Source organism: Amycolatopsis sp. NPDC043889 (assembly GCF_056435645.1).
Window position 1 is genome coordinate 150,772 of the sequence record NZ_JBWKEC010000003.1, and the last position, 17,658, is coordinate 168,429.

Genomic DNA, 17,658 nt, shown 5'->3' on the forward strand with positions numbered 1-17,658 from the left:
CCGGAGGCGTCGTGCAGGGAATCTGGACCACGGAACGGATTCGCGCGGCGGAGGACCGGTTGCTCGCCGTCACTCCGGACGGCGAGCTCATGCGGCGCGCGGCTTTCGGTCTCGCGGTGCACGCCGCCGACATGCTGGCCGAGCACACAGGTTCGGTGTCCGGCCGGCGCGTGACGCTGCTCGTCGGGTCGGGCAACAACGGCGGTGACGCCTTGTGGGCGGGTGCGTTCCTGCGCCGCCGCAATGTGGCCGTATCGGCGATCCTGCTGAAGCCCGAACGCGCGCACGGCCCGGGTTTGGCCGCTCTGAAGCGATCCGGCGGCAAGGTCGTGTCCCTTGAGGACGGTCCACAGTGGATCCGGCGGGCCGACCTCGTCGTCGATGGGATCGTCGGTATTTCGGCGCGCGGGCCGCTGCGGCCGGATGCCGCGGCGTTGCTGGAGCACGTGAGTTCGCCGGTGCTCGCGGTCGATCTGCCGAGTGGGGTGGACCCGGACACAGGCGCCGTCGACGGCCCGGCGGTCGTGGCGGATCGGACCGTCACCTTCGGCGCGCTCAAGCCGGTGCACGCCCTCGCACCCGCTTCCTGCGGCGAGGTCTCGCTGGTGGACATCGGACTGCGGCTAACCGATCCCGATCTGCAGCGACTCGATACGGCGGACATCGCCGCCGCGTGGCCGATGCCCGGTCCGGCCGACGACAAGTACAGCCAGGGCGTGGTCGGGGTGGCCGCCGGATCGGCGACGTATCCGGGGGCGGCCGTGCTCGCGGCCGGTGCGGCGGTGCGGGCTACTTCCGGGCTGGTGCGGTACGCCGGCCATGCCGCGGACGTGGTGCGCGGGCAGTGGCCCGAGATCATCGCGACGGGTTCGGTGACCGACGCGGGCCGGGTCCAGGCGTGGGTCGTCGGGCCGGGTATCGGCACGGGGAACGAGGGGCGGGACGTGCTGCGGTTCGTGCTCGGCCGCGGCGTGCCGGTGTGCGCGGACGCCGACGCGACGACGATCATCGCGCGTTCGCCCGACGTGCTGGACGCGCGCGATCCGGACACGCCGCTCGTGCTGACCCCGCACGCGGGGGAGTTCGAACGGCTGATGGGGGCGCCGCCGGGGGCGGACCGGGTCGCGGCGGCGCGTTCGGCCGCGCGGAAGTACGACGCCGTCGTGCTCTTGAAGGGGCATTGCACGGTGGTCGCGGCGCCGGACGGGCGTGCGCTGGTGAACACGCCGCGGGGGTCGTGGCTCGCGACGGCCGGTTCGGGGGACGTGCTGTCCGGTCTGGTCGGCGCGTTGCTCGCTTCGGGGCTCGACCCGTGGCTGGCGGCCGGCGCGGCCGCGCACGTGCATTCCCTCGCCGGATCCCTCGCCGCCGACGGCGCTCCCACCTCGGCTTCCGGCATCCTCGCGGCGGTCCCGGACGCCATCCGGTCGGTCCGCGCGCTGACCTCCTGACCAGAGCCCCGACCTGCGTTTAGCCCCCTAATCGCGCTCTGCGGGCGGGTGCCCTCAGAGCGCGATTAGGGGGCTAAACGCAGGTCCGTGGGCCGGAGGGGAAGGTGGCAAGAAATGCGAGAGTTATCGAGTTACGTGTTAACTCCGGGCGAATAATCTGGTAAGAAGCAGGTGTGAGCGCCGACACCCACCCCGCCGAGACCGCGATGGTCCGGGTCGTGAACGGTGTCGCCCATGTCTAAGACCAGGCCATCGGACGCCGCAGTCGAGCAACGACGCCAGGAGATCCTCGACCACGTCATCGCCACCGGCGAGGTCCGCATCGACGACCTCACCGCCCGCTTCGGCGTCAGCCTGATGACGATGCACCGCGACCTCGACGACCTCGCCGAGCGCCGCCTCCTCCGCAAACTCCGCGGCAAGGTCGAGGCCTACCCCGCGACGACCATGGAGTCCGCCGCCCGCTTCCGCGACACCTTCAACCAGGCCACGAAGGACGCGCTGGGCGAAGCCGCCGCGGCGCACGTCCACTCCGGTCAGACGGTCTTCGTCGACGACTCGACGACGCTCTTCCCGCTCGTCCGCCGCCTCGGCCAGGTCGAAGACCTCACCGTCATCACCAACTCGCTCGAAGCCGCCCGCATCCTCGGCCCGGCCAAGAGCGTCGAGGTCGTCCTGGCTGGCGGCCGCTACCACCACGAGTTCGACTCGTGCGCCGGCCCGGACGTCGTTGCGTTCCTCGACCGCACGCACGCCGACATCGCGTTCGTCTCGGTCGCCGCGGTCGCGGTCGGCCGCCTGTTCCACCCGGTCCAGGACTACGCCGAGCTCAAGAAGGCCGCGCTGCGCACCGCCGACCGCAACGTCCTGGTCGTCGACAACTCCAAGTTCGGCCGCACCGCCACCTACGCGTACGGCGACATCGGTGACTACGACCTCCTGATCACCGACGAAGAGGCACCGACCGAGGAGATCGAGGCGGCGCTGACCGCGGGAACCGCCATAGAGCAGGTCGAGTGCGCACCGGAAGGGCCGGAATATGAGTTCTGACCTGGTCGCCGGAATCGACTCGTCGACCCAGTCGACGAAGGTCGTCGTCTGCGACGCGAACACGGGCGAGATCGTCCGTACCGGCCGCGCTTCGCACCCCGATGGCACGGAGGTCGCTCCCGCCGCGTGGTGGGACGCGTTCCGCGAGGCCACGGACGGCCTGCTCGACGGCGTCGGCGCCATCGGCATCGGCGGTCAGCAGCACGGCATGGTCACCGTCGACGAGGCGGGCGAGGTCGTCCGGCCCGCGTTGCTTTGGAACGACACCCGGTCCGCGAAGGCGGCCGAAGACCTCAGCGGCGAGCTCGGTCCGGAGAGCTGGGCGAAGTCCGTCGGTTCGGTGCCGGTCGCCAGCTTCACCGTCACGAAGCTGCGCTGGATGGCGGAGAACGAGCCGGCGCTGGCCGATCGCGTCGCCCGCGTTCTGCTCCCGCACGACTGGCTGACCTGGCGGTTGCTGGGCTCCGGCGCCGAGCCGGTCACCGATCGCGGCGACGCTTCCGGCACCGGTTACTTCTCGCCCGCCACCGGCGAATACCGCCAAGACCTCCTCGCGCACGCCTTCGGCGGCCGCACTCCCGAACTGCCCAAGGTCATCGGACCCGCCGAAGCCGCGGGCCACACCCCGGACGGGATCCTGGTCTCGGCCGGAACCGGTGACAACATGGCCGCCGCGTTCGGTCTCGAACTCGTCCCCGGCGACGTCGTCGTCTCGCTGGGCACCAGCGGCACCGTCTTCGGCGTCTCCGAAACCGCGAGCGCCGACCCCTCCGGCATCGTCGCGGGATTCGCCGACGCCACCGGTCGCTTCCTCCCGCTGGCCTGCACCCTCAACGCGGCCCGCGTGCTCACGGCCACGTCCGCGATGCTCGGCGTCGAACTCGCGGAGTTCGACAAGCTGGCGCTGACGGCCGGGCCCGGCTCCGGTGGCCTCACCTTCCTGCCGTACCTCGACGGTGAGCGGACGCCGAACCTCCCGGACGCCAACGGCACGCTGTTCGGCCTGACTCGCGCGAACATGACGCCCGAGAACCTCGCCCGCGCCGCCGTCGAAGGCATGCTGTGCGGTCTCGCCGCCGGTCTCGACGCCCTGCGCGAGCAGGGACTCGAAGTCCGCCGCGTGCTCCTGATCGGTGGCGGCGCGCAGTCGGCCGCCGTCCGCGCGGTCGCGCCGATCGTGTTCGGCGTGCCCGTCGTCATCCCCGAAGTCGCCGAGTACGTCGCGGTCGGTGCCGCGCGGCAGGCGGCCTGGGCCCTCGCTTCCAGCACGGAACCTCCCCGCTGGCAGGAACAGCACGGCTACACCCCACTCGAGCCGACCGAGGCGGACAGCGCCGAGGGGCGCCGGATCCGGCGACGGCATCTCGAAGCCCGCGAACTCGGGCACGGCATTTCCGCGAAACCGAAAGAGGACTGAACCGATGGCCACGATCACCTACGACAAGGCGACCCGGCGCTACGCGGGCTCCGAGCGGCCCGCCGTGGACGCACTCGACCTCGAGATCGCCGACGGCGAGTTCCTCGTGCTGGTCGGGCCTTCCGGCTGTGGCAAGTCCACCAGCCTGCGGATGCTCGCCGGCCTCGAGGACATCGACGAAGGCGCCGTGTGGATCGGCGACCGCGACGTCACGCAGCTGCCGCCGCGCGCCCGCGACATCGCGATGGTGTTCCAGAACTACGCGCTGTACCCGCATATGACCGTGGGCCAGAACATGGGCTTCGCGCTGAAGATCGCTGGCCGTCCGGCGTCGGAGATCAAGCAGAAGGTGCTCGACGCGGCCAAGCTGCTCGACATCGAGCAGTACCTAGACCGCAAGCCGAAAGCGCTCTCCGGTGGTCAGCGCCAGCGTGTCGCGATGGGCCGCGCCATCGTGCGTGAGCCGCAGGTCTTCCTCATGGACGAGCCGCTGTCGAACCTCGACGCGAAGCTGCGTGTCTCCACCCGTACGCAGATCGCCGCGCTGCAGCGCCGCCTCGGCGTCACCACCGTGTACGTCACGCACGACCAGGTCGAGGCCATGACGATGGGTGACCGGGTCGCGGTCCTTTCGGACGGTCTCCTGCAGCAGTGCGACACCCCGCGTGCCTTGTACGACCGGCCCGCAAACGCTTTCGTCGCCGGGTTCATCGGCTCGCCCGCGATGAACCTCGTCACCGCGAAGCTCACCGAAGACGGTGCCGAGCTGGGTGGCGCGCGGGTGCCGCTGACGCGTGAGATCCTCGCCAAGGCCGACGGCGACACGGTCACCCTCGGCTTCCGCCCGGAGTCGCTCGAGGTGACCACCAGCGAGGACGGCACCGTGCCGGTCAAGGTCGACCTCGTCGAGGAACTCGGCTCGGACGCGTACGTGTACGGCAAGCTGGCCGAGACCGACGCCGAAGGCACGAAGTCGAACGTCGTCACCCGTGTCGACCCGCGCAAGCCGCCGGCCATGGGTGACACCCTGCACCTGCGGATCCGTCCCGACGAGCTGCACGTGTTCTCCGCCACCGACGGGGCGCGCCTGTCCTGAGCCGGTTCGTGGGAAACTGGTGGTCGTTATGACCGCCAGTTTCCCGCGTGCCGAGGTCGTCATCGACCTGTCCGCCATCCGGCACAACGTCGCCCTGCTCGCATCCCGCGCTCCCTCGGCCCAGACCATGGCCGTGGTCAAGGCGGACGGCTACGGTCACGGAGCCCTCGAGGTCGCCCGTGCCGCCGTCGAGGGTGGGGCCACCTGGCTGGGCACCTGCTCTCTCGGAGAGGCGCTCGCGCTGCGCCGGGCGGGGATCGGTGTTCGCCTCTTCAGCTGGCTCGACACTCCCGAAGCCGACTTCGCGCCCGCGGTCGCCGAAGACATCGACGTCGCCGTCAGCTCCCTCGACGAGCTGGCCCGCGTGGCCGACGGCGCGCGCCGGGCACGCGACTTTAGCCCCCTAACCGCGATCTGCCGGGTGCACCTCAAGATCGACACCGGGCTGTCCCGAAACGGCTGCCCACCTGCGGAATGGCCGGCGCTGGTCAAGGCCGCGGCGGCCGCCAAGCCGCTCATCGACGTCGTCGCGATCTGGTCGCACCTCGCCTGCGCCGACGAGCCCGGCCACCCCTCCATCGACGCGCAGGCGAAGCGGTTCGACGAGGCCTACGACATCGCTCGCGCCGCCGGCCTGGACCCGATGCGGCATATCGCGAACTCCGCCGCCGTGCTGACCAGGCCCGACCTGCACTTCGACCTCGTGCGCCCCGGGATCGCGATCTACGGGCTGAACCCGGTGCCGACCGGCGACGATCTGCGCCCGGCGATGACCTTCAAATCGTCGGTCGTGCTCACGAAGCGGATCCCGGCCGGCGAATCGGTCTCGTACGGCCACAGCTGGACGGCCGAACGCGACACCACGCTCGCGCTGGTTCCCGTCGGATACGCCGACGGCGTGCCGCGGTCGCTGTCCGGGCGGATGGACGTCCTGCTCGCCAGGAAGCGGCGGCCGGTCGTCGGCCGCGTCTGCATGGACCAGCTCATCGTCGACTGCGGAGACGACGAGCCGTCCATCGGCAGCGAAGTGATCCTCTTCGGCCAAGGCGCTTCCGGCGAGCCGACGGCCCGGGAATGGGCCGACAAGCTGGGGACGATCGACTACGAGATCGTGACTTCGATGTACCGCCCGCGTATCCACCGGACGTATCTGGAGGCAGGCTCGTGACACCTTCACGAAGACTGCTGGCCATCGTCGGCGGTGTCGGGGCGGTGGCCACCGGCACCGCCGCCGCGATCGCCGTCGCCGCACAGCAGCGGCGGCAGAGTGAGGATCCGTTCGTGGACGAGCCGTTGGGGGATCTCGCACCGGATCGGACATCGACAGTGGCGGCGGAGGACGGCACGCCGCTCGCGGTCGAGGAGATCGATCCGGCCGATGGAGGAGAACCGGAGCTGACCGTCGTCGGCGTGCACGGTTTCGCGTTGTCGAAGCGCTGCTGGCACTTCCAGCGGCGAGACCTCGCGTCGCTGAAGCTGCCGCGCGTGCGACAGGTGTACTTCGACCATCGCGGGCACGGGCAATCCGGCGCCGCGACCGCCGAGACCAGCACCATCGAGCAGCTGGCGCGCGACCTCGACATGGTCCTGCGCTCGGTGGTGCCGGAGGGGCCCATCGTGCTCATGGGGCACTCGATGGGCGGCATGGTGATCATGGAGCTCGCCTCGGAGCATCCCGAGCTGTTCGACGACCGTGTCTGCGGAGTCGCGTTCATCGCGACCGCGGCGGGTGAAGTCGGCGCTCGGGGACTGCCGAGATCACTGCTCTCGAAGTACAACCCGCTCACACGAGGCGTCGGCGGGCTGGCTGGCTGGCAGCCGGGGCTCGTCGAGTTCGTGCGCGCGGCGGGTGGGCAGCTGACCCGGCAGGCCGTGCGCAGGCTGGCGTTCGGCAGCCGTGACGTGTCGCCGCGACTCGTCGACTTCATGCTGGAAATGCTCGAAGTCACGCCGGTGCGCGGGCTCGTGAACTTCGTCGACACGCTCGGCAGCCACAACCGGTACGCCGCGCTCGCTGGGTTGAAGCACGCGCACGTGCTGGTCGTCGGCGGGGATTCCGACCGGTTCACGCCGATCGCGCACGCCGAGCGGATCGCGGCGGAGCTGCCGGACGCGGAGCTGGTGCGCGTCCGCGGCGCGGGGCACATGGTGCAGCTGGAACAACCCGAGCTGGTGAACAGCCACCTGATCGACTTGGTGCAACGATGCACGGGCACCGATGGTGAGACTTCCGAACGGCGGACCTGGTGGTGGCAACGCTGATGAATTTCGCTTTCCCGACTCCCGAGTCGACGATGGACTTCGGGCGTGAGCTCGGACGCTCGCTGCGCGCGGGCGATCTGGTGCTGCTCGCCGGGCCGCTCGGGGCGGGCAAGACGACGCTGACCCGCGGGATCGCGGACGGTCTCGGGGTCGGAGGGCGGGTCAGCTCGCCGACGTTCGTACTGGCCAGGGTGCATCCGGCGGGGGCTTCCGGGGTCGCGCTGGTACACGTGGACGCGTACCGGCTCGGTGGGGATCTCTCGCAGCTGGACGACCTGGACCTCGACACCGAACTGGAGCGATCCGCGCTGGTCGTCGAATGGGGTGAAGGGTCCGCTGAACGCCTGTCGGACGACTACCTCGTCGTGCGGCTTGAGCGCCGTGAGGACGATGTCCGCTTGGTCACCCTGGAGCCGCACGGCACCTGGACGTCCCGCACGCCAGACCTGCGTTTAGCGGGCTAATCGCGATCTGGGGCGTGGGCAGGGCGACCTGCGTTTCGCGGGCTAATCGCGATCTGCGGGCCGACCTGCGTTTAGCCCCCTAATCGCGATCTGTGCTGTCCGACTTGCGTTTCGCGGGCTAAACGCGATCCGCCGGGCCGACGACGGAGCGCGCGATCCCCAGGTCGACAAGGTCTTGGGGGCGTAGCCGCAGCCGGTCCGCGAGGGCGGGGGCTTCGTCGGCGGACAGCTTGAGGATCGCCGCGGCCGCTTCCGGCGAGGTCACCGAGAAGTACGCGCTGGGCGTCACCCACGTCGACCCCGGCGCCGCGAACGCGAGCGCGCCTCCGGACCCACCTTCCCCGATCACCAGGGTCGTGATCGGCACGGTCGCGCTCGCGACCGCCTCGAACAACTCCGCGATCGCCGCGCCGGCCCCGGCCCGCTCGGCCGCCTCGTCGTTCGCCGCGCCCGGGGTGTCGACGAGGGTGAGGACCGGGATTCCGAGCCTCGACGCGAGCCGCACCAGACGCGCCGCCGTCCGAAAACCCGCGGGCGACGTCGGCGTTCCGCACTGCGCGGCGTACGCGATCGCTCGGCCGCCTCGCCAGCCGAAGCCGCATAAGACACCGGAGTCGACTCCGCCGCACCTGTCGCCCGAGACCTCCTCACGCCAGTCGAAGTACGCGTCGAGGTACTCCGCTGCCCTCGGCCGCTCGGCGGAGCGCGCGGCTTGGACCGCGTCCCATCCGCTGTCGGGCAAGTCCGTCACCCCGAGCGCGCCAGGCGGCTCCGCGGCTTCCGGCGTCGGCGAAGTCAGGAGGCCCAGCCACCGTTCCAGTGCGGCGGGAAGGTCGGCAGACGCCACGATCTGATCGACTTGGCCCCACGCGAGCTTCGCTTCGGCCGTGTACGCCTCCGCGGGTGCGCCGACGGGCCGCACGCGGGAACCGGCGAAACCGACCTGTGCCTCGGGCAGCGCGAGAACGACGTCGGCGCTCGCGCCGAGGGTCGCCCAGCCGCCGCCCGTGGTCGGATCGCGCAGCACCGAGATCTGCGGCACCGACCGGGCTCCGGCCGCCGCCCGCGCGATGCGCTGCAACTGCGAAAGGGCCCGCATCCCGTGCTGCATGCGGCTGCCGCCGGTCGCGATCAGTGACACCACGGGCAACCGGGATTCGACCGCCCGCGCGAACGCCGCTTCGACGCGGTCACCGGTCCGCAGACCGATCGACCCGCCCAGGAAGCCGAACTCGAAGGCGATCACGACCGCTTCGACGGCGCCGATCCTGGCGGTCCCGCAGACCACGGACTCGTCTTCTCCAGTTCGCTCTTCGGCGGTCTCGCGTGCCGAGCGGTAACCCGGCCAGCCGATCGGCCCGTCGTCTGGCTCCTCGGAACGCGGGACGTCCAGATCCTCGAAACCGGTCGCGATTCCCTTGATGACGGACCGCGCCGAGGGCCTTCTCATCCGAGCGCCCGCTTCATGACCTTGCCCATGTCGTTGCGCGGCAACGCTTCCAGATAGCGGACCACCCGAGGCCGTTTGTGCGGCGACAACAGGCGCGAGACGTGGTCGGCGAGTTCCGACTCCGCCGGGCGTTCTCCTTCGGGCACCACCCAGGCCACGATGCGCTCGCCGAGGTCGTCGTCGGGCTCGCCGGTCACCGCCACCTCCGCGACGCCGGGATGCTCCATGAGCGCGTTCTCGATCTCGCCCGCGCCGATCTTGTAGCCGCCGCTTTTGATCAGATCCGTCGCCTTCCGGCCGACGATCTTCACGTATCCGGCCCCGTCGCGGGTCGCCATGTCGCCGGTCCGGAACCAGCCGTCGTCGAAGGCGGTTTCGGTGGCGTCGGGGCGGTTGAGGTACTCGGTGAACAGGTTCGGCCCACGGACCTGGATCTCGCCGACGGTCTCGATCTCCTCGACGGGCTTGCCCGCTTCGTCGACCAGCCGGAGATCGACGCCGCGCAGCGGGACACCGACTGTGCCGGGCACGTGTTCGCCGTCGGCGCGAATGCTGGTGTTCATGAGGGTCTCGGTCATCCCGTAGCGCTCGATCACGCGCCGGCCGGTCGCCGCGGTGATGCGCTGGTGATCGTGGACGGGCAGCGCGGCCGATCCGGAGACGAGCAGCCGGGCGCCGCCGAGGGCTTCGGCGAGCGACGGGTCTTCACCGACTTCGCCCGCGATGCGGTGGTACATGGTCGGGACGCCGAACATCATCGTCGCTCCGGAGGCGAGTTCGCGTGCGACGCCTTCGGTGGAGAAACGACCGAGATGCCGGACCGAGCCGCCGCGCCGGAGCGGCCCGAGGATGCCGAGGATCAGGCCGTGCACGTGGAACAGCGGCAGACCGTGGACCAGGACGTCGTCGGCGGTCCATTCCCAGGCGTCTTCGAGCGCGTCGAGAGTCGTCGAGATGGCGCGCCGGGGGAGGACGACGCCCTTGGGCGGGCCGGTGGTGCCGGAGGTGTAGACGATCAGCGCCGGGGCTTCGGCGTCCGGTTCGGCGGGGAGATCGACAGGCGTGCCTTCGAGGACGACGTCGCGGCGCGGCAGGCCGCTGAGCCCCGCGGGCAGGTCGACGCCCGGTTCGGCGAGTACGAGGACGGGCTCGCTGTCGGTGAGGATGTGCGCGAGTTCGCGCTCGCCGATCTTCGGGTTGAGCGGGATGGCGGGGACGCCGGCGAGCAGGGCGGCGATGACGGCGACGCTGGTGTGCACCGACGGCGTCGCCCAGACGGCGACGCGGTCGCGCGGCAGGTCGCGGGCGAGTGTGCCGGCGATGGCCGCGACGTCGTCGTAGGTGAGGGAGATGTCGCCGAAGCGCAGCGCCTCCTTGGCCGAGCCGCTCGCCAGCGTGGGGAACAACCGATCGGGCACCGTGTGACCTCCTGCTCGATTCCGCCGGCCGGGCACGTGGCCCTCGCAGGACCGTACCGCGCTGCCCACCCGCACCCCTGCGACCAGCTTCACACCCGCGGCGGGATCGCGTTTAGCCCCCTAATCGCGATCTGCGGGCCTGAGGCGCCAAGCTCCACCGGATCGCGTTTGGCGGGCTAAACGCGATCTGCGGGCGGAGAGCGGGAGCGACTTTAGCCCCCTAAACGCGATCCGGCGTCAGGGGAGCGGCGACGCCACCCGATCGCGTTCAGCCCGCTAAACGCGACCCGGGACGCTGGTCGTAGGCTGGGTAACCGTGCTGGTACTGGCCATCGACACCTCGACCCCGGCGGTCACCGCGGGCCTCGTCGCCCTGGACGGCGACGTCCTCGAGTCGCGCGGCGACCGCGTCACGGTTGACCCGCGCGCGCACGGCGAGCTGATCACGCCCCACGCCCTCGAAGCCGTCAAGGCCGCGGGCGTCACGCTTCGCGACCTCGACGCCATCGTCTGCGGCGTCGGCCCCGGCCCCTTCACCGGCCTTCGCGCCGGCATGGCCACCGCCGCGTCGCTCGCCCACGCCCTCGGCATCCCCGCGTACCCGGTGTGCAGCCTCGACGCGATCGCCGCCGACGTCGCCCCCGGCGAAGCGCCCTTCCTCGTCCTCACCGACGCGAGGCGTCGCGAGGTCTACTGGGCCGCGTACGCCGCCGACGGCTCCCGCACCGACGGCCCCCACGTCGAGCGGCCCGCCGACCTCGAGACCACCATCAAGGTCGCGGCGGGTGACGGCGCGCTCCTCTACGCGGACACCCTGGGTGTCCAGCCGATCGAGCCGCGCTTCCCGTCACCCGTCGGACTGGTCAAGGCCGCCCGCGAGGACTTCGACAAGAAGCCAAGCCCACTTACCCCGCTGTATCTCCGCCGCCCGGACGCCGTCGAACCGGCCGCGCGCAAGAAGGTGACCACGCCGTGAGGCTGGAACCCTTACGCCGCAAGGACATCCCCCGCTGTGTCGAGATAGAGAAGATCCTTTTCCCCGGCGATTCGCCGTGGAGCGCCTACGCCTTTCACGCCGAACTCGACGTTGGCGGCTACTACCTGGTCGCCCGTCCGGACGAAAGCGACGAGGTCATCGGTTACGCCGGGCTCGCCGTCGTAGGCCGCCGCGGCGACTACGAGGCGAGCATCCACACGATCGGCGTCGACCCCGGCCACCAGCGCAAGGGCATCGGCACCACGCTGCTGAAGGCGCTCCTCGACCGCGCGGACGAACTCGCCGCGCCGGTCTTCCTCGAAGTCCGCACCGACAACGACGCGGCGATCACGCTCTACGAGCGGCACGGTTTCGAACGCGTCGGCCTCCGGAAGCGCTACTACCAGCCTTCCGGCGCCGACGCCTACACGATGGCCCGCCCGCGGGCCCAGGTCCGAGACGAGGTGGCGGGCTGATGCCGCGCATCATCATGGGCATCGAGAGTTCGTGCGACGAGACCGGTGTCGGCCTCGTCCGCCTGCACGACGACAACACGGTCGAACTCCTCGCCGACGAGGTCGCCTCCAGCGTCGACCAGCACGCCCGCTTCGGTGGCGTCGTGCCCGAGGTCGCCAGCCGCGCGCACCTGGAGGCGATGGTCCCGACGGTTGAGCGGGCCTTCGAAAAAGCCGGGCTCCAACTGTCCGATGTGGACGCAATCGCGGTCACCGCGGGACCCGGGCTTGCCGGCGCGCTCCTGGTCGGCGTCGCCGCGGCCAAGGCCTACGCCGCCGCGCTCGACATCCCGCTCTACGGCGTCAATCACCTGGCCGGGCACATCGCCGTCGACACGCTCCAGCACGGCCCACTGCCCGACCGCTGTCTCGCCCTGCTCGTTTCGGGCGGGCACACGCAATTGCTGCTGGTGGACGACATCGCGTCCGAGATCACCGAACTCGGGTCCACTGTGGACGACGCGGCGGGCGAGGCCTACGACAAGGTCGCCCGCGTACTCGGCCTGCCGTACCCCGGCGGCCCGCCCATCGACAAGGCCGCCAAGAACGGTGACGGCGCGGCCATCGCGTTCCCCCGGGGGATGACCGGGCCGCGCGACGCGAAGTTCGACTTCTCCTTCTCCGGCCTGAAAACCGCCGTCGCGCGCTGGGTCGAAGGCGCCGAACGCCGCGGTGAGGACATTCCCGTCGACGACGTCGCCGCGTCGTTCCAGGAGGCCGTCGCCGACGTGCTCACCATGAAAGCCATCCGTGCCGCAAAGGAACACGGCGTGGACACGCTGGTGATCTCCGGCGGCGTGGCGGCGAATTCGCGACTGTCCGAACTCGCCGCCGAGCGTTGCGCCGAAGCCGGGATCACCCTGCGGGTTCCGCGGCCGCGGCTGTGCACCGACAACGGCGCGATGATCGCCGCGCTCGGCGCGCACGTGGTCGCCGCCGGACGGCCGCGGGCATCACTCGACTTCTCCGCGAATCCGGCGCTGCCCGTGCAGATCGTCTCGATCTAGCGCGATTCGGCGGCGGTGCGTGGCGCCGGGGCGAGGTCGAGCAGTTCCTCCAGCGCGGCCACCGACAACGCGGCGGCATTGCCGTCGCCGTAAGGGTTTCCGGCATGTGTCGGATGGAGGTCGCCACACAGGATCTTCGCCGCGGTGTCCGCGATGAGGCCGGTGTCCGTCCCGACCAGCCAGGCGCAGCCGGCCTCGACGGCTTCGCGTCGTTCGGTGACGTCGCGGAGCACGAGGACGGGCGTGCCGAAAGTCGGTGCTTCCTCTTGGATACCACCGGAATCGGTCAGGACGAGCTCGGCGAGCCGCAACGCGCGCACGAGGTCGGGGTATTCGAGCGGCTCGGTGATCGTCACCCGCGGGGTTCCGCCGAGCGCGGTCTTCACCTGATCCCGCACGGCCGGATTGGGATGCACCGGGAACAGCACCTGGACGTCGCTGTGCTCCGCGACGATCAGTTCGATGGCCGCGAGCGTGCGGCTCAGCGGCTCGCCCCAGGACTCGCGCCGATGCGACGTCACGAGGACGAGGCGTTCGCCCGCCTCGGCGATTTCCATCTCCAGCAAGGCGAGCGCGGTGTCCCTCGCCGGGAGATCCCGCTCGGCGATCGCGATCACCGCGTCGACGACGGTGTTGCCGGTGACGGCGATCCGCTGGCGCGGAACACCTTCCGTGCGCAGCGCGGCCGCGGCGGCCGGCGTCGGCGCGAGATGCAGGGCGGCGATACGCGAGATCATCTGCCGCGTCCCCTCTTCGGGGAACGGTGCGGCGAGGTCGTGCGTCCGCAGGCCCGCCTCCAGATGCACGACCGGGATGCCCTGCCAGAACGCGGCGAGCGCGCCGGCCAGCCCCGTCGTGGTGTCACCCTGGACGACGACCGCGGCCGGTGCGACGCGTCGCAGCACATCGTCGAGCGCGGGCAGCAGCCCGGAAACGAGTTCCGCCTGCGTGCCGGTGGTCCGGGGCGGGGTGTCGAGCCAGGCGTCGACCGGCAGTCCGAACGGGATCAGCGCCTGTTCCACCATGCCCTGATGCTGTCCGCTGTGGACGACGAAGGGCCGTAGGTGCGGGTGCTCCGCCAGCGCCAATGCCAGCGGCGCGAGCTTGACCGCCTCCGGCCGTGTTCCGGCCAGCAACATCACATCCACGCGTTCGCGCTCCTCATCCACATTTCGAGTGTCCCGCAAAGCGCGGGTGAAGGCCGCCGGCGTGCGAGGGGCCCACGCCGGCGGCCGTTCCGTCCGGGGAAGCGTCAGCTCCCCATCTCGCCGAGCCGTTTCGTGCGGCGATAGCCCGCGATGACCGCGATGGTTCCGAGAACCAGCAGGATCACCCCGGCGGCCAGCCACCAGCCGACATCGGCCCCGGTGGCGGCGAGGGCACCCACCCCGCCACCGGCGACGCCGACTCCGGCGCCAGGCAACTTGTACATTTCGACCTCACTTCACCCAGGTCAGGCGGTGGTCGCCGGACGCCGGTTGCGGACGACGCGGATACCGACCGGGATGGCGACGGCGCCGAGCAGGCCGAGACCGATCCACAGTCCGGCGCCCGAAGCGAGCGGCACCGGCAGACCGGCCGGACCACAGGTGGCCGACGAGACGATCACGTCGCCGGAACCGAGCGGGTTGAGCGCCTGTCCCAGCAGCTTCACGTGGATGGCGTTGACCGTGAGGCTTCCGTCACCGTTCTTGATCTGCTCGTTGAGGATGATCGTCGCGACGTTGGCGTCGCCGAGACCGACCTTGACCTGTGTGTTCGGTGCCGGCGTCGAGTCGACGGCGCCCGCGCTGCCGAGGTTCGCACCGACCAGGTTCGTCGCACCCTGCACACCCTTCTGGGTCGCGGTGCAGGTGGCTTCGACGACCTTGACGCCGACATTACCGAGTGCGCTCTTCAGCAGCGGCAAGCCGACATCGGCGGTGCTGGCCTTGGCGGTCACGGCACCGGAGTTGTCGTCGCGCTTGGCTTCGGTGTTGATCGCGCCCGCGGTCAGCACACCGGTGAGGTTGGCCTTCGCGAGGCTGTTGGTGGTCGGCCCGGAGGTCTTCGCTTCGGCGAGCGGCCCGGCCTTCACCGCGTCGAGGCCGAGGAGTTTCACATCGACCTTGACGCCATATGCGGAGCCGTCACCGGGGGCCGCCGAGGCGGGCGCCGCACCGGCGATGGCCACACTCGCCACCACAGCGGCGAGCAGTCCGCCTCGTCGCAAGAGGTGCGTGTTCTTCAACTGGTCCTCCGAATTGATTCGTGGGGAGTTTCTCTTGATCTGCGGTCGGCGCGAGGGCGCAACCGTCGCGGACGAATCCTCAGCTGGCCTGACTCGGCTCGCGGATCGTCTATCGCCGAGTGTTTCTTAAATTGAACAAAAAACTGCGAGGATCACCGGATCAGGTGGTCTTGCGAACATTTCCCGCAGGTCGCCGAAGGGTTCACCCTTTCGGCCTAGTCAGTTTCTCCACGATCGTGCCGAAAGGGCCCATGATCACGTTGAAAATGCGAACCCCGGTCGAAAGGGCCGGTTCCCGCTGACTTACTCTCGTCGGCGAGTTCCTGTCCGCTGCGCCGGATCCCGTCGTCTGCTGCGTCTTTCCTGAGAGGGTCACCGTGGCCGTTGCGAGCGCTCCCTTGCCGAGTTCCAGCCGGTTTCCGCTGCGTATGGCGGTGCTGGCGGTGCTCGCCGTCGCGGTCGGCCTGGTGCTGGCCGAACGTCTGTACCGGGTTTTCGAAGTCCAGCTCTCCGGCCTGATACTGAGGGTCATCACCACATCGGGTGTCTTCGTCGCGGGTGAACGCGAGACTGTCTACTTTGGGTTGTCGGGCGATACTCCACTCGGGTTAAGAATGACTCCGGAATGCTCGTCGGCATTCATGTTGCTGCCTCTGTTGCTGGTGACCGCCGTCATGTTGTATTTCCGTCCGGGAAATGCGAAGAGGCTCTTCGTTTCGCTGGCCATTTCCGCGATCGTCGTCATTCTTGTCAATCAGATGAGGGTTTTGGCCATTGTCGGGCTCGTGAACGTGATGGGTATCGACGAAGGCTATTACTGGGGTCACACCCTGCTCGGTTCGATGGTCAGTGTCCTCGGCGGCGCGGTCGCCCTCGTGCTGTTCGTCTGGCTGGGCACCCGCAAGCCGCGTGCCGAACGAGGGGCCGCCTGATGGGCGGCGGCTCGATCAAGATCCTTCTCGCGATCACGCAGGCCTTCGCGCTCACCATGAGCGTGGCGTTCATCGTGTACGTGGTCGTGATCGTCGTGCCGTACCTGCGGCGCAAACCCGCTCCCGTCGGTGACGCCGCCGACTTCACCTGGCACTTCTTCGTTCCGTGCCGGGACGAACAGACCGTCATCCGGGAAACCGTGCGGTACCTGCGGTCGACGTTCCGGCACGCGCACGTCTGGGTCGTCGACGACGACTCCGAGGACCGCACGGCGAGGGTGGTGAGGTCGATCTGGCGCCGCAACGGCGGCTACGACCCGTACCTGCACCTCGTTCCCCGGCGTCGTCCGGAGGCGCGGACGGGCAAGGGGGACGCGCTCAACGCGGCCTATCAGGCGCTCAACGACTGGATGGGACCGGACGCGAGCCGTGACGACGTGGTGGTCGTGGTCGTCGACGCGGACGGGCGGCCGGCGGCGAACTGTCTCGAGGTGTGCGCCGCGGACCATCTCTTCGGCGACGAAACGATCGGCGCCGTGCAACTGGACGTCTGGATGGGCAACGCCGACACCCGCCCGCCGGGGAAGAACTGGTTTTCGCGCGCTTTCGGGCTGAAGCTGGCCCAGATGCAGGATCTCGAGTTCCGCACGGCCATCGCGGCCATCCAGACCTCGCGCGGGTTCACCGGCACGATCTCCATGGGCGGCAACGGTCAGTTCACGCGACTGTCCGCATTGGACTCGATCGCCGGACCGGACGAGCAGCCGTGGCGCGGTTCGCTGCTGGAGGATTTCGAACTCGGCGTGCACCTGCTGACCGCGGGCTGGCGGACCGGCTACACCCCGGATTCCCATGTGAAGCAAGAAGGTCTGTACAGCCTCCGGCGGTTCCTGGTGCAGCGCACGCGCTGGGGCCAGGGCACGATGCAGTGTTCGCGGTATCTCCGGCGGATCTGGGATTCGCCGCATGTGAGCACGCTGGGTGCGGCGGAGATGATGTACTACCTCGCGCAGCCGTGGATGCAGCTGCTCGGCTCGCTGCTGTACCCGATCCCGTTCATCCTGCTGCTCTTCAGCACCGCGGGTGATCCGGCGCAGGTGTGGACCTGGTTCGCCGACGACGGCGCGTGGATCCTGTTCGCCATCTACGGCTCGTTCGGGCTGCTGCCGTTCATCGTGTGGGGCCCGATCTACCAGTTCAAATGCCTGAAAAGCCGCAATGTCCTGCGTGGACTGGGGATGGGCTTCGCCTACGCGCTGTACATCTACACGTTCTACATCACGTCGTGGCGGGCGCTGTTCCGGCTGGTGCGCGGCCGCAACGGCTGGTCGAAGACGCGGCGGAACACCGAGCACGCCCCCGGGGTCAAGGTCGCGCTGGACTCCTGACC

At 70.0% G+C, this 17,658-nt stretch carries 17 protein-coding genes; 12 read left to right on the forward strand and 5 right to left on the reverse strand.

Features of this window, described 5'->3' with window-relative positions; genetic code table 11:
• Positions 1–11: 11 nt before the first annotated feature.
• The 7 genes from AC0685_RS08700 (at position 12) to tsaE (ending at position 7,740) form a co-directional block, all read left to right on the forward strand.
• Positions 12–1,451, forward strand: coding sequence for an NAD(P)H-hydrate dehydratase (locus AC0685_RS08700; protein ID WP_478224991.1), 1,440 nt, complete (start codon positions 12–14; stop codon positions 1,449–1,451).
• A 234-nt stretch (positions 1,452–1,685) separates the two neighbouring features.
• Positions 1,686–2,501: a DeoR/GlpR family DNA-binding transcription regulator gene (locus AC0685_RS08705; protein ID WP_340684731.1), complete on the forward strand. Its 816-nt coding sequence runs from the start codon at positions 1,686–1,688 to the stop codon at positions 2,499–2,501.
• On the forward strand, positions 2,491–3,918 hold the full coding sequence (gene xylB, locus AC0685_RS08710; RefSeq protein WP_478224992.1) for a xylulokinase: 1,428 nt from the start codon (positions 2,491–2,493) through the stop codon (positions 3,916–3,918). Before AC0685_RS08705 ends, xylB begins: the two co-directional genes overlap by 11 nt.
• Before the next feature lie 4 nt (positions 3,919–3,922).
• The gene (locus tag AC0685_RS08715) at positions 3,923–5,014 is read left to right on the forward strand and encodes an ABC transporter ATP-binding protein (protein WP_034304347.1); all 1,092 of its coding nucleotides are present in this window, start codon (positions 3,923–3,925) and stop codon (positions 5,012–5,014) included.
• 28 nt (positions 5,015–5,042) lie between these two features.
• On the forward strand, positions 5,043–6,182 hold the full coding sequence (gene alr / locus AC0685_RS08720; RefSeq protein ID WP_478224993.1) for an alanine racemase: 1,140 nt from the start codon (positions 5,043–5,045) through the stop codon (positions 6,180–6,182).
• Positions 6,179–7,276, forward strand: a complete 1,098-nt coding sequence (locus tag AC0685_RS08725) for an alpha/beta fold hydrolase (protein ID WP_199745637.1) — start codon at positions 6,179–6,181, stop codon at positions 7,274–7,276. The genes alr and AC0685_RS08725 overlap by 4 nt, the downstream gene beginning before the upstream one ends.
• Positions 7,276–7,740 (forward strand): tRNA (adenosine(37)-N6)-threonylcarbamoyltransferase complex ATPase subunit type 1 TsaE, encoded by a 465-nt coding sequence (gene tsaE / locus AC0685_RS08730; RefSeq protein WP_478224994.1) that lies wholly within the window; start codon positions 7,276–7,278, stop codon positions 7,738–7,740. Before AC0685_RS08725 ends, tsaE begins: the two co-directional genes overlap by 1 nt.
• 118 nt (positions 7,741–7,858) lie before the next feature.
• Here the strand turns inward: tsaE and AC0685_RS08735 are convergent, their stop codons facing one another.
• Together AC0685_RS08735 and AC0685_RS08740 are read right to left on the reverse strand one after the other, a co-directional pair.
• A complete protein-coding gene (locus AC0685_RS08735; RefSeq protein WP_478224995.1) occupies positions 7,859–9,190 on the reverse strand; it encodes a carboxyl transferase domain-containing protein in 1,332 nt (443 codons plus the stop codon).
• The gene (locus AC0685_RS08740) at positions 9,187–10,608 is read right to left on the reverse strand and encodes an acyl-CoA synthetase (protein ID WP_478224996.1); all 1,422 of its coding nucleotides are present in this window, start codon (positions 10,606–10,608) and stop codon (positions 9,187–9,189) included. Before AC0685_RS08740 ends, AC0685_RS08735 begins: the two co-directional genes overlap by 4 nt.
• A gap of 316 nt (positions 10,609–10,924) precedes the next feature.
• Here AC0685_RS08740 and tsaB point away from each other — a divergent pair, with 316 nt between their 5' ends.
• The 3 genes from tsaB to tsaD are packed head-to-tail and all read left to right on the forward strand — an operon-like array spanning position 10,925 to position 13,106.
• Positions 10,925–11,584, forward strand: coding sequence for a tRNA (adenosine(37)-N6)-threonylcarbamoyltransferase complex dimerization subunit type 1 TsaB (tsaB, locus tag AC0685_RS08745; RefSeq protein WP_478224997.1), 660 nt, complete (start codon positions 10,925–10,927; stop codon positions 11,582–11,584).
• On the forward strand, positions 11,581–12,060 hold the full coding sequence (gene rimI / locus AC0685_RS08750) for a ribosomal protein S18-alanine N-acetyltransferase (protein WP_478224998.1): 480 nt from the start codon (positions 11,581–11,583) through the stop codon (positions 12,058–12,060). Before tsaB ends, rimI begins: the two co-directional genes overlap by 4 nt.
• Positions 12,060–13,106, forward strand: coding sequence for a tRNA (adenosine(37)-N6)-threonylcarbamoyltransferase complex transferase subunit TsaD (gene tsaD, locus AC0685_RS08755; RefSeq protein WP_478224999.1), 1,047 nt, complete (start codon positions 12,060–12,062; stop codon positions 13,104–13,106). Before rimI ends, tsaD begins: the two co-directional genes overlap by 1 nt.
• Here tsaD and wecB read toward each other — a convergent pair.
• The 3 genes from wecB to AC0685_RS08770 form a co-directional block, all read right to left on the reverse strand.
• Complete coding sequence (gene wecB / locus AC0685_RS08760) at positions 13,103–14,254, reverse strand: non-hydrolyzing UDP-N-acetylglucosamine 2-epimerase (RefSeq protein WP_478225227.1); 1,152 nt, start codon at positions 14,252–14,254, stop codon at positions 13,103–13,105. The genes tsaD and wecB overlap by 4 nt on opposite strands.
• Before the next feature lie 104 nt (positions 14,255–14,358).
• Positions 14,359–14,538, reverse strand: coding sequence for an LPXTG cell wall anchor domain-containing protein (locus AC0685_RS08765; protein WP_478225000.1), 180 nt, complete (start codon positions 14,536–14,538; stop codon positions 14,359–14,361).
• Between the two features lie 21 nt (positions 14,539–14,559).
• The gene (locus AC0685_RS08770; RefSeq protein WP_478225001.1) at positions 14,560–15,336 is read right to left on the reverse strand and encodes a choice-of-anchor P family protein; all 777 of its coding nucleotides are present in this window, start codon (positions 15,334–15,336) and stop codon (positions 14,560–14,562) included.
• A gap of 428 nt (positions 15,337–15,764) precedes the next feature.
• Between AC0685_RS08770 and xrtP the strand changes: the two genes are divergently transcribed.
• Both xrtP and AC0685_RS08780 read left to right on the forward strand, forming a co-directional pair.
• Complete coding sequence (gene xrtP, locus AC0685_RS08775; RefSeq protein ID WP_340684720.1) at positions 15,765–16,268, forward strand: exosortase P; 504 nt, start codon at positions 15,765–15,767, stop codon at positions 16,266–16,268.
• Positions 16,268–17,656, forward strand: a complete 1,389-nt coding sequence (locus tag AC0685_RS08780; protein WP_034304376.1) for a glycosyltransferase — start codon at positions 16,268–16,270, stop codon at positions 17,654–17,656. Before xrtP ends, AC0685_RS08780 begins: the two co-directional genes overlap by 1 nt.
• Positions 17,657–17,658: the final 2 nt, after the last annotated feature.